Genomic DNA, 14,735 nt, shown 5'->3' with positions numbered 1-14,735 from the left:
GAATCAGAACCGTATGGCCAATGTGCAGATCAGGAGCGGTCGGATCAAAGCCTGCCTTGATTTTCAGAGGCACGCCGGTCGCGACGGACTTCTTGAGTTTTTGCTCGAGTTCGCTTTCGACCAGAATCTCCACGGCACCGCGCCGGATGATGGCCATTTGTTCCTGAACCGACTTCATATCGCTACCTTTTCATTGAATGGGACGAACTTCTTTTTGATCGCCGGCATTTGCCCCACCAGCGAAGACACCGTGATTAGCCGCAGTCTTCCATAATGCGATGCATCTCAAGGGCCTTGCCATTTGTTTCATCGACACTGATCAGCACGGCACACAGGATCGGATCCTTTTTAGCCACTTCGAAACGCACCGGCAACTGCGTGAGGAACCGGTCAATGGCCTCTTCTTTACGCATGCCGATCACGGCATCCCGACTGCCGGTCAACCCCACGTCCGAGATATAGGCGGTTCCCTTGCTCAACACGCCTTCGTCGGCAGTCTGCACGTGGGTATGGGTGCCGACAACCGCCGACACCCGACCGTCGAGATAGTGACCCAAGGCGGCTTTCTCACTGGTGGCCTCGGCATGGAAATCGACCAGAATGATCGGTGTCTGCCGTCGCAGGCTTTCAATTTCCCGATCGGCACAGCGAAAAGGGCAATCCAGATTGTTCATGAAAACCCTCCCCTCGAGATTGAGGACACCCACTTCAAGGCCTGCAGCCGTAGTATAGACGCCACAGCCACGACCCGGCAGACCCGGTGGATAATTCGCAGGGCGCAGCAGGCGGGACTCCCTGTCGAGATAATCATAAATTTCCCGCTTGTCCCAGATATGATTGCCCGAGGTCAAGACATCAATGCCCAGATCGTACAATTCGGCGGCAATATTGGCCGTCAAGCCAAATCCGGCGGCAGCGTTTTCACCATTTGCCACAACCAGGTCGACCCGCCGTGAATCGACAAGGGTGTGCAATCGGCTCTCCACCGCACGTCTTCCGGTCCGCCCGATTATATCTCCGATAAACAGAATATTCAAAAGCCCCGTTCTCCTCCCGGCATGCGCCTTGCCGACAAGCCTGTCGTTAACAGGCTACCTGTCGATATCCGTCGCAGCGAACCGTTACTTGGCAAATTCAACCGCCCTGGTTTCACGGATGACATTGATCTTGATCTGCCCCGGATAAGTCATTTCTTCTTCAATCTGCCGGGCAATCTGCTTGGCAAGAGTGTGGGACTGGACATCCGAAACTTCTTCACTTGCCACCATGACGCGAATTTCACGCCCTGCCTGAATGGCGAAGCAACTGGTAACCCCTTGGAAAGACGTTCCGATGCGCTCCAGATCCTGCAGCCGCTTGACGTAAGTCTCCAGCATTTCACGACGGGCCCCGGGGCGCGCGCCGGAGAGGGCATCCGCCGCCTGCACCAGAACCGCCAGAACCGTCGAGGGTTTTTCATCCTCGTGGTGTGCGGCCAGAGCGTGAACAATCTTGGCAGACTCTCCATACTTGCGAGCCAGGTTGGCGCCGATAACAGCATGAGATCCTTCAATTTCATGGTCGACGGCCTTACCGATATCGTGCAGCAGGCCCGCGCGTTTGGCTTGCTTGACGTTGACGCCCAGTTCGGCAGCCATAATGCCACACAGGAACGCGACTTCAATCGAATGCTGCAACACATTCTGACCATAGGAAGTGCGGTAGCGCAGACGACCGATCAGTTTGATGATTTCAGGATGGATGCCGTGGACGCCAACATCGAAGGTGGCCTGTTCTCCGGCTTCCCGGATGGCGTTGTCGACATCCTGGGTCGCCTTCGACACCATTTCCTCGATACGCGCCGGGTGAATGCGCCCATCCCCGATCAACCGCTCCAGAGCCAGCCGGGCCACCTCGCGGCGCACCGGGTTGAACCCGGATATAATAACGGCCTCGGGTGTATCATCGATAATCAGGTCGATGCCGGTGGCCGCCTCGATAGCGCGAATATTGCGGCCTTCCCTGCCGATGATACGACCCTTCATTTCATCATTGGGCAAGGGCACCACGCTGACCGCGTTTTCCGCAACAAAATCGCCGGCATAGCGCTGAACGGCCAGAGCCAGGATTTCCTGGGCCTTCTTGTCCGCAGTCTCTTTGGCTTCGTCCTCGATCTGCTTGATCCACTTGGCGCTTTCGTGCCGAGCTTCGCTCTCCATCTGCTCCATCAACTGCTTTTTGGCCTCTTCGGCACCCAGGCCAGCAAGCTCCTCGAGGCGCTCACGTTGTTGACGCACAATCCCTTCGACCTCTTTTTCCAGAGTACGGATGCGCCCCTCCTGTTGAACGAGTCGCTTTTCGCGCTGTCCGACCTCGTCATCCCGCGCATCAACCTGGGCAACCTTGCGATCGAGATTTTCCTCACGCTGCAGCAGGCGCTTCTCCTGGGACTGCAACTCCCTGCGCAGCTCTCGTGCCTCCTGCTCCCAGGCCGTCTTGGCCTCCAGCAGGGCGTCCTTTTTTGAATTTCCGCTTCCTTGCGAAGGATTTCCGCTTCCTTGGTGGCCTCTGAAAGAATCTGGTCCGCCATGCGCCTGGCTTCGGCCAACTGCGTGGCAGCTACCTTGCGACGAAAAAACGCGCCGCAAAAGGCACCCACCACCAGGGCCGCGCCTATTCCCAGCCATTGAATTTCTATACTCAAGACACTACCTCCTCAAATTTATGTTTCTTGCAGCAAACGACGTCCGGACTGGGTGAAGGGGCACACCCGTTCCTCGGTGATCAGCAGGTCCAGGCCTGCGTCGTGATCTTCAACAGGAAGTTCATCAAGCAACTGCATTTCATAACACAGCCCCACAGAAATTGCCGAACGGCTCCCGAGGCAAAGAACCCGGTCGTAAAATCCCTTGCCATAACCGAGGCGATTGCCGAACAGATCAAAAGCCACGCCGGGCACCAGAATGAGATCAAGCGCAGAGGGTGGAATCAGATGCGATCCGGTCGGCTCCATGACTCCAAACGCCCCCGGCGCAAATTCCGCGGGCGAAGATACCGACACAAAATCGAGAGACTCTCCTCTGACCCTTGGATAAACGACAACCTTGCCCGCACGCAGGGCCTGATGAAAAACCTCCTCGGTGAATACTTCATTAAAAATGGGACTATACAGAGCTACGCAGCATGCCGATTTGAAGACATCGAGCATTACGAGCCGCCGCTGGATTCGGATGCTATGACTGAGACAGACTTCCGCCGCCAGATGTTTTCGACGAGCCAGCATGATGCTGCGAAGCGATTTTTTGGGCATGGCAGAGATCCCGCAGAAACGGCAACCTCTGTTAGGGAGGATTCAGATCAGATATGGCAAGGATGGATCATGCTTGCCCGGCCTGGCAGAAAAGGCTTCTTGCAAATCTCACCCCCGCCGCAACCGGGGCTATCCTTCGACTGTCCATCGAAAAAAGGCGAAAGACCCCTTCTCCCGCCCGGAACAGCGCGCCTGAATTGACTGCAAGAAACACAAAAGCGCATTGTGCGCCTGGATATTCTGATAACCGCACAGACAAGACACCTGCTGGCTACTCAGGATCTTGTAAAAGCATCAACCAACCGGATCTATCTAAAATCTCCGTACAGAGATGACCTGGCGCAGCGCGCCTTTTCAAGGCCTCCCGCTAAGGAAACCCTGATGCCGCCCGGATACAGCAGCAAAACTTTCAACTCTCGCGCGTCAGAAAATCGGGGCAAGTCGATTCCAGACGTGCCACAAGATCCCGCAACCGCGCGTTTGCACTGTCGTCCTGATGTTGTACGGCGTCATGAAGCCGCAGATACGCTTCTCCAACATTGAGCAGGGCCAGGACCGCGATATTCAAGGTGTCGACCGCCCTGCTGGAGGCCATTACCTCGGCGATTTTTTCGTTTACGAAATCGGCGACCCGACAAACCTCTTCCGGCGCCATCGCGCTTCGGATGGTGTACTGCTGGCCCAAAAGCGTAACCTGGACAGCGTGCTTCAAGACACCTCCTGATCCAGTCCATCAAGCTTGGCCAGAATCCGATCCACTTCGGAAGCAAAACGCTCCCGCTCCTGAAGAAGGCGATCCCTGTCCGCCAGCAACTGCTGGCATTGCTCTTCCAGCGCCTGCTTGCGCGCCAGAAGCTGATCAATTCTTTTTTCCAACTGAATTATCAGAGTCAAATCCACAGCTACCTCTGCTCAGTAAAAGGTGATTTTAGAAAAGAGGGAACCCTTTAGTCAAGAAATTATCCGTCCTGCGAAAAAAGAGCTTCTATAAACACTTCCGCGTCGAAGGGGCGAAGGTCGTCAATCCCTTCACCGATACCCACATAACGAATCGGCAGACCGAGTTCCTCTCCTATGGCGACCAGCATACCGCCTCGCGCCGTGCCGTCGAGTTTTGTCAAAGCCAGCCCGGACACCGCCACGGCCTGCTGGAAAAGACGGGCCTGTACCAGCGCATTCTGTCCGGTGGTTGCATCCACCACCAACAGGGTTTCATGGGGCGCGCCGGGCACTTCGCGCTCCAGAACCCGGCGGATCTTCTTGAGCTCCTCCATGAGATTGACCTTGGTGTGGAGCCGCCCTGCGGTATCCAGCAAAAGAATGTCGGCAGCGCGGGACCGGGCAGCCTTGATCGCGTCGAAAGCAACGGCCGCGGGATCTGCCCCGGACTCCTGACGTATCACCTCAACGCCGGCGCGCTCTGCCCACACTTCAAGCTGTTCGGCAGCCGCCGCCCGGAAGGTATCGCCCGCGCCGACCAATACCTTTTTACCCTGACGTGCGAACTGATGGGCCAATTTGCCGATAGTGGTGGTCTTGCCGACGCCATTCACCCCCACAACCATGATGACGAAGGGCTTGGCGCTCTCGGTATCCAGGAGAGCCGTTTCATTGGCGAGGCGTGCGCGGATTTCCTCTTTGAGAGCGGCACGCAAGGTTGCGGAATCCTTGAGCTGACCTTTATCCAGGCGGTTTTCCAGCGACTGGATAAGTTGCTGGGTGGTTTTCATCCCCAGATCGGCGGTAATCAATATCTCTTCGAGATCTTCCAGCAGTTCGGCATCGACGCCCTGATGGCCGCGCAGTAGCGTGTCGATGCGCCCCACCAGAGAAGCCTGGGTTTTGGCCAAACCGCTCCGCATACGTTGCAGCAGGCCCACCGGCTCCTCGACCACCGGCTCCTCGACCACCGGCTCCTCGACCACCGGCTCCTCGACCACCGGCTCCTCGACCACCGGCTCCTCGACCACCGGCTCCTCGACCACCGGCTCCTCGACCACCGGCTCCTCGACCACCGGCTCCTCGACCACCGGCTCCTCGACCACCGGCTCCTCGACCACCGGCTCTCGACCACCGGCTCTTCGACCACCGGCTCTTCGACCACCGGCTCTTCGACCACCGGCTCTTCGACCACCGGCTCTTCGACCACCGGCTCTTCGACCACCGGCGCGGGGCGCTTGCCCCTTTTGAGCGGACGTTTGACCAACAAACGCAACAGCCCCACGCCGACCCCGGCCAGAAGGACCAAACCGGTACCGAATGCAACCAGGCCGATCAGTTTGCCATACGGCTCGGGCACCCCCATGCGAACTGCCACTTCGGTCAACCAGGCGACACAACGGGCGAACATTTCCATGCTTTCACTCCTTGAACTTGCGGGCACATGCCCCGGCCCGGACAAAACGGTCAGTCAATTTCCTGCCTGAGGATCTGCACGCAGCGGCGTGCGGCAAAACGGGCGCGACCCAGCAACTGATTCCGGCACCCGGCAAGCACCAGGAAATAATCGGGGGTGATCGGCAAAACCAGGGTCTGAGTGTCACGGGTAGAAATTATCACTTCGCGCAGATCATCGTTACCGATACGGTCGAGCATGACTCTCAGATTCCCGAGTATGATGCCCTTGTGGGCGCCGACAAGCCGAAGGTCGTATTCGTCCATGGGGCCGACCTGATCCACGGCTTCGCCTTCCCAGTCGGCGATAATGGCACCCCTGGCACCGGGAACGCTGTTCACAAGATCCCTGAGAACTGTTTTAAAAGGCATCGCAAATCCTCAATAATCGTTTAGCTGAACGGATACCAGTTTGGAAACACCGGGATCCTCCATAGTCACACCATAAAGAATATCGGCCATTTCCATGGTTTTTTTGCTATGCGTTATGACAATGAACTGCGATCTGGACGACATTTCGCGCACCATGTCATTAAAACGCTGGATATTGGCCTCGTCCAGCGGAGCATCGACCTCGTCCAGCACGCAAAACGGTGATGGCTTGATAAGAAAAATGGCGAAAATCAGGGCAATGGCCGTCAATGCCTTCTCCCCGCCGGACAAGAGACCGACATTCTGCAGCCGTTTGCCGGGGGGTTGCACCGCGATCTCGATTCCAGCCTCGAGCAGATCCTGCTCGTCGGTCAGCGTCAACTCCGCCCTGCCCCCCAGAAACAGCCGCGGGAATATCTGCTGAAACATGGCGTTGACCTGATCAAAGGTTTCGCGAAACCGCTTGCGGGTCGTGCGGTTGATTTTGGCAATGGCGGCGTGCAGTCCGTCCAGAGACCCTTGCAGATCAGCTTCCTGCCGGCATAAAAACTCCCAGCGTTGTTCCAGTTCGCGATAGGCATCGATAGCGGTCAGGTTCACTTCGCCGATGGTCTCGATGTTGCGCCTCAATTCCAGGAGACGTGCTTCCGCGGCCGCGGGGTGAAAATTGCCGTCGGTTTCCTCCATTGTTTCTTGAGCCAGTTCGACACGGTATCGGAAAGCGATGTCCTGGCGCAGGTGGCTGATCTCCATCGCGACTTCCCGCCCCCGCATCTGCAACCCGGAGAGATCCTCCCGGGCTTGCTGCAGCTGGCCGCGCACGGTCCGCAGGGATTCATCCTGCTCCACGATCTGCTGCTGTTGCTGTTCGGCAACATCTTTAAGCCGATTCAGGCGCGACTGCTGTTCCTTTTGGCGTTGATACAATGCCTCCAATGTCATCTGCAGCTGCTTCAATTCGTCCTGAAGACTTTCGACTTCTGATTCGGCCTGACAGCGACCTTGCTCCAACTGGTCCAGCTGACGCTGAACATCCCGGCCGGTTTCGGAAAGCTGCTGACTTTGGCGCCGCCCGCCTTCCAGTCGCTCGCGAAGCTCGGCAAGAGAAACCTTGAGCGCCGTCACCTTTTCCCGCAGAGCATCCTGACCCCGGCGCGATATCCGCAGCTGCTCCTCACTCCGGGCAACGGCCGATTCCTGCTCCAGGCGGCCAGCATCAATCTGCCGGCAAAGAATTTCGGCTTCACCGCGCCGCCGCTGCAAAGCGCAACGTTCCTTTTCAACCTGATCATCTTCGAAGGCAGCAACCTCGAGGCGCTCATCAAGGCGGGCCAACTCCTGAGCGGCCCGCGCCAGGTCTTTTTCCCGTTCCGCGCATTTCAGCTGCTGAGCGTGAAGCTCCTCGCGCAAGGCCTCCTGCATCTGTTCAGCAATTTCAAATGCGCTTTTCTGCTCGTTTCGCTCATCGCGCAAAACGCCAAGATTTTGTTCGAGAATCTTCTGCCGGGCCCGCAGATCCTTGATCTCGCGTTTCTGGGAAAGCAGCTGGTACCCCATTTCCGTACGGGCACCGCCGTGCACCACCCCGCGATGGTCCAGACGATCGCCGGCAGCCGTAACCAGAACCACGCCTTCTGGCAAAACCGTTCCCAGAAAGGGGGTCAGATCATCCACCAGATACGCGTCATCAAACAATGACCGTAGCTGGGAGACAGCATCTTCGCGGATAACCACCAGCTCGGACAGGCAAATGCCCGCTGCGCGTTGTGGCCCGGCGGCCGAAGAGCCGCACGGCAATACAAGGCTGGCACGTCCGCCGCCATCCCGCAGGATCTCCAGGGCAAGCAGGGCATCCTGGACCTGTCGAAGCAGCGGCGCCTGCAGGCGCTCCCCCAGAACCGCCCCGACAGCCACTTCATACGCGGCGGGTACTTCGATAAGGTCAGCAACCATGCCAACCAGATGATGCTGCAGGCGCGGATCCTGCCACAACAGCTTGACGCCGGCACCGCAGCCCTCGAGGTTACGCTCCATCTGCTCCAGTGACCGCAGCCTGGACCGACACTCCCCAAGCCGCTCCTGCGTCTCCAGCAGTTGCTGCTCGTTATCCTCCATTTGTCGGCGTCGCAGATGGGACTGTTCGCGGCTGCTCTGCAGATCCCGCTCCAGGCCGTCCAGCAACCCGCGAAGGTTTTCCAGTTCCTGTTCACCGCCTACCAGGACTTCCTGGACAGCCGCTCTTTGCTCCTGCAACTGGATTTTCTCGCGCCGCAGCCATGATATCCGCTCTTCCAGCCCCTGCAGTCGCCGATCCGCGTCTTCCAGATCAGCGCGGCTGCGTGACAAGGCGGTCATCCCCTCGAACAGCGCCCTTCGGGCTTCTTCCAGCGCCGTCATGCCTTCATGTTCCGCAGCCAGTTGCTCCTCGAGAATGGCTGATTCCCTCTCCATGACGAGGGACCGCTCCTGCAACTCTTCGGACAGGGACTGTGCGACCTCCTTTAGAGCGGTCTCTTCAACCCCGATCTCCAGTAAACGCTGCTGCAGAGCCAGACTTTGCTGCCGATACTGCTCTTTTTGACGGTCGAGATTCGCAAGCGCCTGTGCTACATACTCGAGACGGGCCTCGACCCGTTGCAGCTCCCCATTGAGGTGAAACACCCCTTCCTGGCATTGGCTGAGATCCCTTTCGGATGCGGCCTGCACCAGCCGCAGCTCGGCAAGTTTGAGTTCATGTTGCTGAAAACGGCTCTCCAACTCCATTACCCGTCGTTCAGCAAGGGTTTCTTGCTGGTTCAGCTGCTGGCCGCTGCGAACCAGGTCCGCATGATGGCGGCGGGCAAAGCAAAGCTCGATCTGCTTCTCTTCTTCGCGGAACGCACGATACTGTTCAGCTTTGCGAGCCTGCCGTTTGAGGCCGCCCAGCTGACGTTTGACCTCTCCGATAATGTCGCGCAGCCGCAGCAGGTTCTGCCCGGTAGCCTCGATCTTTCGCAGGGCGGTCTTTTTGCGCGCCTTGAACTTGCTGACGCCGGCAGCCTCTTCGATGAGAAATCGCCGGTCCTCCGGCTTGGCGTTGAGAATCTGGCCGACCTTGCCCTGCTCGATAATGGAATAAGCCCGGGCGCCGATTCCGGTATCCATGAACAACTCGGAAATGTCCAGCAGTCGGCAGGGGGTCTTGTTGAGCAAATATTCACTGTCACCATTGCGGAAAAGACGGCGGGTTACCATAAACTCGGCATAATCGCGCACCGTGGCCGGCCCCTGCCCCTTCTCGTTGACAAACACCAGCGATACCTCGGCCATGCCGACCGGCTTGCGGCTTTCGCTGCCGCCAAAAATGACGTCTTCCATGGCCCGACCGCGGAGATTCCTGGGACTCTGCTCCCCCAGCGCCCAGCGAATCGCATCGACCACATTACTTTTGCCACAGCCGTTGGGCCCGACCACAGCCGCTATACCTGGACCGAAATCAAGGGTGGCCCGATCGACAAACGACTTGAATCCAGCGATTTCTATGCGTTTGATCTGCATACGCGTGGGTGGACAATCCTCTCCGGACAAAGCACTGATTGATAGCGCGCCATGTTAACAAGCCCCAAGAGCCATGTAAAGCAGTTTGCCAAGAGGGATTTTGACAACCGACCATACCCCGTCATGACGGATTGTCACACTTCGCCCTCCGGTCGGCTGCAACGCTGGGAGAACCAAGATGAACTCTTGTCTGAACAATCGACAACGGCTATGATGAGCGACTATGATAATGATACCTGTCACCGCCGAGGATGCCGGAAAGACCGTTCTCGCCATTCTCCAGAAGCGCATTCCGGGCGCACCCCGTGCCTACCTGCGTCAGCTGCTGCGTCGCGGCAAGGTGCAATACGCCGGAAAAGCCTTAGCTGAGGACCATTTCCTGCACGGCGGTGAAACACTGCATCTACCTGACAGCGAGCGACTCCGTAAGCTCTGTTCCACCGACCTGCCGCCTCTGGAGATTTTACTGGAAGCCGATACTTTCCTGGCGGTATTCAAACCTGCGGGGCTTGCCGTGCACAGCAGCGCAGGCCACGAACAGGATAACCTGACCGCACGCGTGCGAACCTGGATGCAATACCGCAAGGCCCCTTACATGGTCGCGCCGGTTCATCGCCTCGATGTCGGAACCTCGGGGCCGGTTCTGTTCGGCAAAGGCCGCAAGGCCATCGCCGAGTTGGGGCGGATTCTGCAAACCGGTCCGTGCAGCAAAATTTACCTGGCCCTGGTCCGCGGCATGCCACCGGAAACCGGCATGCTGACCAGTGCGGTCAGGGTTCAGGACAAGACCAAACATGCTGCGACACGGTTCCGGGTGTTGGGACGTCACCGCGATGCAGCCTTGCTGGAACTCGAATTACTGAGCGGCCGCAAGCACCAGATCCGCCAGCAGTGTGCCGACGCTGGCTGGCCGGTATATGGAGACCGCCGTTACGGTGGATCCGGACTGATCGGCCTGGAGCGGCTGTTTCTGCATTGTGGGCAATTATCCTGGCCCGCCGGAACCGGCATGCCGGATCACTGCGTAACGGCACCTCTGCCTGAAGAGCTGCTTTGCATTCTGCGATGCTTGCATATCGATCCGCCTTCACCAGCCTGATACAGCGCGAAAAACGGCCAGTGCCTGTCGCTCGGCCACCGGAAACCTGATCCATGCCCAAACAACGGTCAACAGCTCCCTCCTGGTTCCGCCGTCACCCATTCTGGTCCCTGACCGGCCTGCTGAGTCTGCTCTTTGCCGGCGGGGTTTGCTTATTTTTGGCGACGTTTGATCTGAATGCCTACCGACAGTCTCTCGCCGAGCGGCTGAGCCTGGCTCTGCGACAGCCGGTCAGCATCGGGTCCACAGCCCTTATCTGGCACAAGGGCCCGGCTTTCGACCTCGGCGATGTACGTATCGGGGCATCGCGGTCCGCAGCGGTCGGCGAAATTTCCCATCTTTTTCTGAAACCGCGGCTGCTGCCGATGCTGTCCGGCAAAGTCGTATTCGACGACATGGTGCTCGAAAAGCCCCATCTCCAGCTGCAGGGTTTCTCTTTCGAGCAGCCCGGCGACGGGGAGCTTTTCAATCTCTTGTCCACCCTGTTGCAAACAGTACAGGTAAAAAATCTGACCATCGTCGATGGACAGCTGACGCTTGCCAGCCGCCATGCCGATTCCCGGTCCGCGCCCGTGCCGGCACATATCGATGCCGTGCAACTCAAACTGCGCCATCTGACAAGCGGGCGTTCCTGTAAAATTCGAATCGAAGCCCGGCTCATGCAGCAGCAGGGCATCGCTCATTTCAATGGTTCTGGACGCCTTGCGCTGGACCCGGACCTGCGCAACTGGCAAACAGCCCAGGGCCAGCTGCAGCTGCAGCTGGAAAACCTCGCCCTGGAGGAATTCGCGCGCTGGATTCACCTGCCTCCGGCCAGCCTGAAGCTGACCGGAACAGCCGCCCTGACAGTTCGGGCAAGCGGGTCCCTGTCTGAAGGGATGCATTTTTCCGCCGGCGTGGAGGGGGAAAAGATAGCTCTCGACTGGCCGAAACATTACCGTCAGCCGCGCTCCGTGCAAAAATTTGCCGCTGAAGGCATCTGGATACTTACGGACGAACTTGCCGCCATCCATGATCTGAAGCTATCTCTCGATCAGCTCCACCTTCAGGGCCGTCTCTCCCTCCAGCGAGACAAAAAACAACCCTGGCTCGAAGGGACTTTTGCCAGTCCGCCGCTGGCCCTGCCCCGACTCCGGCAATGGCTACCCGAGGAATTTCGAGCACCGCAACGGTCCCTGTTGCCTGGCAATCTCGAACAGGGCTCACTCCAGATCGATCACCTGCGGCTCGCCGGTCCGTTGCATCGATTCAGACAGATCGACGCGCCGCTGCCCATCACCCACGCCCGGCTCACCTTGCGGAAGGCCCGCCTCGACCTGGCGGCCGGCCTTCCCCTCGAAGAGGTCAACTGCAGCCTCACGTATCAGGATGGGCGGCTGGATGTCAGCCAGGGGACGGCTTCGCTTTTGGCCGGCCCGCTAGTCTTTTCCGGCAGGGCCGACCGGCTGTTCAGCGACGCCGCAACCCTGACGCTGACGGCAGGATGGACCGCGCCGGCAGCAAAACTTTGGCAGCACCTGTCTGCCGCCCACGTATGGCCCGGCAAAGCGGGGGGAGTTATCGGCCTGGGGGTTTCGGTTGCCGGCCGTCCTGGCAAATTGCAGGCCGAGGTGCGGGCCGACCTGAGCGGCTGCAGCATCGAACTGCAGCACCGCATAAAAAAAAGCGGGGGGCAGCCGGGCAAATTGAGTTTTTCCGCGCACCAGCTTGCGGATAACTGGAACATCGAAAAAGGGCTGTTGACCGTGGCCCCCTTCACGCTGCATTTTTCAGGACACCTCGGTACCGCAAAGCCGCTGCCTCTGGATTTTCGACTGCAGCTCTCTCCGACGGACCTGAAAAAAGTCGCCGAGCTGTTTCCGGGCGCTGCAGCACAGCATTTCACGGGCACAGCTTCCCTGAACGGAAACCTTTCCGGAACATTGTCGGCCCCAGCCTTTAACGGGCGGATGGTGGTCTCCGACGCGCGCCTGACCTTGCCGGGACTGCGATCCGAACTGCAAAACATCAACGGCAGCTTCAATCTCCAGAATCATCAATGCCGGTTCCGTGACGTCAAAGCCCGCCTCGGTCAATCAGAAGTTTTGCTCAGCGGCACTTTAAACGGCCTTGCCGAAGCGGCGTTGCGATTGCATGTCCGGGCACCGCGGTTGCGTGCCGATGAGCTGATCTTTTCCGGCGGACAGGTGGAATTTCGCAATCTCGACGGCATCATGGTGCTTGACCGGCAGCACATCCTTTATGAAAATATCCGCTTCGATCTGCACAACGGGCGGAAATTTCACCTGAGCGGTCATCAGACCTTTTCTCCGAACCATGGCGAACTGAACATCCATGCCCGCAAGGCCTCCATCGATGAAGTATTGGCGCTGTGGGACGAGTCTTTGTCGAACGGGCCCGCCGTCCGCCAAAACCCCAGCCGACTGGTAATCCACGCGTCGGTCGACGAAGGGCAATATGGCAACCTGCGTTTTTCCGACGCCAGGGGGATGATCGTGGCCGAAAACAACAGGGTCAATATTTCCCCGCTCAGATGCCGACTGGCGGCGGGATCCGCAAACGGTGCCATCCTGATTGACAACAGCATCGCATCAACGACGCCCTTGTTGACCCTTACGGGAAATCTGAGCGGTGTCGATGCGGGTCAATTGCAAGCCGATCTGCTGAGAAACCCCGGCTTGATAAGCGGATCGATGGACGGTGCCTTTTATCTGCAGGGGCCTGCCGGCCCCGAACTGCTGATCCGTGGAAAAGGTGGGGCCGACATCCGGATGAAGAACGGCGTGCTGTACAGGTTTTCCTTTTTGTCCAAGGTTTTTTCACTGCTCAACGTCTCACAGATCTTCTCCTTCCGACTGCCGGACATGGCTCAGAAAGGCATGCCCTTCAAGCGGTTGGATGCCACCTTGCGTCTTGATGAGGGACACCTGGAAACGGAGGATCTGATCGTGGAAAGCAATGCCATGAACCTTTCCCTGGTGGGCAACTGGGACCTGCGTCAAGATCGTCTGAACCTGGTCATGGGCGTCAAACCGTTCGGCACCGTGGACAAGATCGTATCCAGCATCCCCCTGGCCGGATGGATCCTGACCGGCGAGAGCAAAGCCCTGATTACGGCACATTTTCGCATCAGCGGACCGAGCGGGGATCCCGACGTCGATGCCATCCCCGTCACCTCCGTCTCGGAAAAGGTGCTGGGCATCTTTCAAAGAGTGCTCGGTTTGCCTGGCAAGGTTATCGAAGACGTGGGGGAACTGTTTCAGACCGGAGAGCCCTGACCGGGACAGTTCGGCGTCTCGGCCATCCCGGTTTCCCGCAGGGGATCGTGAAGCGGGCGGCAGCCGCTGTAAAGAGTGGCGATGCCGCCGGTCAGGTCGCAATGGCACACCTGTCGAAACCCGGCATGCTCCATGAGGCGCATGAACGCATATCGGGAAGGAAAAACCTCGACTGAATCAGGAAGATAGCGATAAGCGGAGCCATCGGAAAGAAGACTGCCAATACGCGGCAGTACCCAATGGCTGTAAAAACGGTAAAGTCGGCCCAGCAAAAAGCCAGGCGGCCGGGAAAACTCCAGCACCGCCAGGCGACCTCCGGGCTTCAGCACACGATAGAACTCACGCAGGGCCGCCTCGCGATCGAGAACGTTGCGGATGCCAAAGGCGATGACCGCTCCCTCGAAAAGCTCGGCGCGCAAGGGCAGATTCTCGCAGGATCCCTGCAAAAGACGGATCCGCTCCGCCAGCAGGCCGGATTTGGCGGCGGCGGCACGCAGCATATTCGCCGACAGATCCACGCCGACCACCCTGACGGCCGGATGTGCCGCGGCAATCGCCAGCGCCACATCGGCGGTACCGGTGGCCGCATCCAGGACCAGGGCATTGCCGGCCAGTTCCAGCACCTGCACCGCGGCGCGCCGCCAGCGACGATCGATGCCGAAGGATAGCAACCGATTGAGCAGATCATAGCGGGGCGCTATGCGGTCGAACAAGTGCCGGGTATCCATCCCCGGCCGATAGTCATTGGACATAGGTCATTCCTGTT

Annotated in this window: 11 protein-coding genes and 1 pseudogene (1 of these 12 running past the window's edge); 2 read left to right on the top strand and 10 right to left on the bottom strand. The window is 58.6% G+C overall.

From position 1 onward, the window contains the following. The 9 genes and pseudogenes from tyrS to smc all read right to left on the bottom strand — a co-directional run. A protein-coding gene (gene tyrS, locus A6070_RS03590; protein WP_072287099.1) for a tyrosine--tRNA ligase crosses the window boundary here: on the bottom strand, positions 1-178 show its beginning. The gene continues 1,049 nt to the left of window position 1, outside the view; the window shows 178 of its 1,227 coding nt (coding positions 1-178); it begins with the start codon at positions 176-178; its stop codon lies beyond the left edge, outside the window. Positions 179-254: 76 nt separating this feature from the next. Continuing rightward, positions 255-1,037 carry a TIGR00282 family metallophosphoesterase gene (locus A6070_RS03585; RefSeq protein WP_072287098.1) on the bottom strand — a complete coding sequence of 261 codons (783 nt, stop codon included), beginning with the start codon at positions 1,035-1,037 and terminating at the stop codon, positions 255-257. Between the two features lie 147 nt (positions 1,038-1,184). After that, positions 1,185-2,638, bottom strand: a pseudogene (gene rny / locus A6070_RS03580) (ribonuclease Y); the annotation flags it as partial. Positions 2,639-2,701: 63 nt separating this feature from the next. Next, on the bottom strand, positions 2,702-3,289 hold the full coding sequence (locus tag A6070_RS03575; RefSeq protein WP_072287096.1) for a 5-formyltetrahydrofolate cyclo-ligase: 588 nt from the start codon (positions 3,287-3,289) through the stop codon (positions 2,702-2,704). Between the two features lie 409 nt (positions 3,290-3,698). Continuing rightward, positions 3,699-4,001, bottom strand: a complete 303-nt coding sequence (locus A6070_RS03570) for a cell division protein ZapA (protein ID WP_072287095.1) — start codon at positions 3,999-4,001, stop codon at positions 3,699-3,701. Further along, complete coding sequence (locus A6070_RS03565) at positions 3,998-4,189, bottom strand: cell division protein ZapB (RefSeq protein ID WP_072287094.1); 192 nt, start codon at positions 4,187-4,189, stop codon at positions 3,998-4,000. The genes A6070_RS03570 and A6070_RS03565 overlap by 4 nt, the downstream gene beginning before the upstream one ends. 59 nt (positions 4,190-4,248) lie before the next feature. Continuing rightward, entirely contained in the window at positions 4,249-5,349 is a 1,101-nt protein-coding gene (gene ftsY / locus A6070_RS03560) for a signal recognition particle-docking protein FtsY (RefSeq protein ID WP_236718907.1), read from the bottom strand. 346 nt (positions 5,350-5,695) lie between these two features. Beyond that, positions 5,696-6,055 carry a roadblock/LC7 domain-containing protein gene (locus tag A6070_RS03555; protein ID WP_072287092.1) on the bottom strand — a complete coding sequence of 120 codons (360 nt, stop codon included), beginning with the start codon at positions 6,053-6,055 and terminating at the stop codon, positions 5,696-5,698. Between the two features lie 9 nt (positions 6,056-6,064). Then, positions 6,065-9,592, bottom strand: coding sequence for a chromosome segregation protein SMC (gene smc, locus A6070_RS03550; protein ID WP_072287091.1), 3,528 nt, complete (start codon positions 9,590-9,592; stop codon positions 6,065-6,067). 223 nt (positions 9,593-9,815) lie between these two features. Between smc and A6070_RS03545 the strand changes: the two genes are divergently transcribed. Then, a complete protein-coding gene (locus tag A6070_RS03545) occupies positions 9,816-10,691 on the top strand; it encodes an RluA family pseudouridine synthase (RefSeq protein WP_072287090.1) in 876 nt (291 codons plus the stop codon). A 53-nt stretch (positions 10,692-10,744) separates the two neighbouring features. After that, a complete protein-coding gene (locus tag A6070_RS03540) occupies positions 10,745-13,969 on the top strand; it encodes a YhdP family protein (RefSeq protein WP_072287089.1) in 3,225 nt (1,074 codons plus the stop codon). Here the strand turns inward: A6070_RS03540 and ubiE are convergent. Then, positions 13,951-14,721 (bottom strand): bifunctional demethylmenaquinone methyltransferase/2-methoxy-6-polyprenyl-1,4-benzoquinol methylase UbiE, encoded by a 771-nt coding sequence (gene ubiE, locus A6070_RS03535; RefSeq protein ID WP_083558708.1) that lies wholly within the window; start codon positions 14,719-14,721, stop codon positions 13,951-13,953. The two genes, A6070_RS03540 and ubiE, sit on opposite strands and share 19 nt — an antisense overlap. Positions 14,722-14,735 lie beyond the last annotated feature (14 nt).

This window comes from Syntrophotalea acetylenica (assembly GCF_001888165.1).
In the GTDB taxonomy this organism is placed as follows: Bacteria; Desulfobacterota; Desulfuromonadia; order Desulfuromonadales; family Syntrophotaleaceae; genus Syntrophotalea; species Syntrophotalea acetylenica.
Note: the sequence above shows the minus strand (reverse complement) of the source record. Positions and strands in the feature narration are given on the sequence as shown.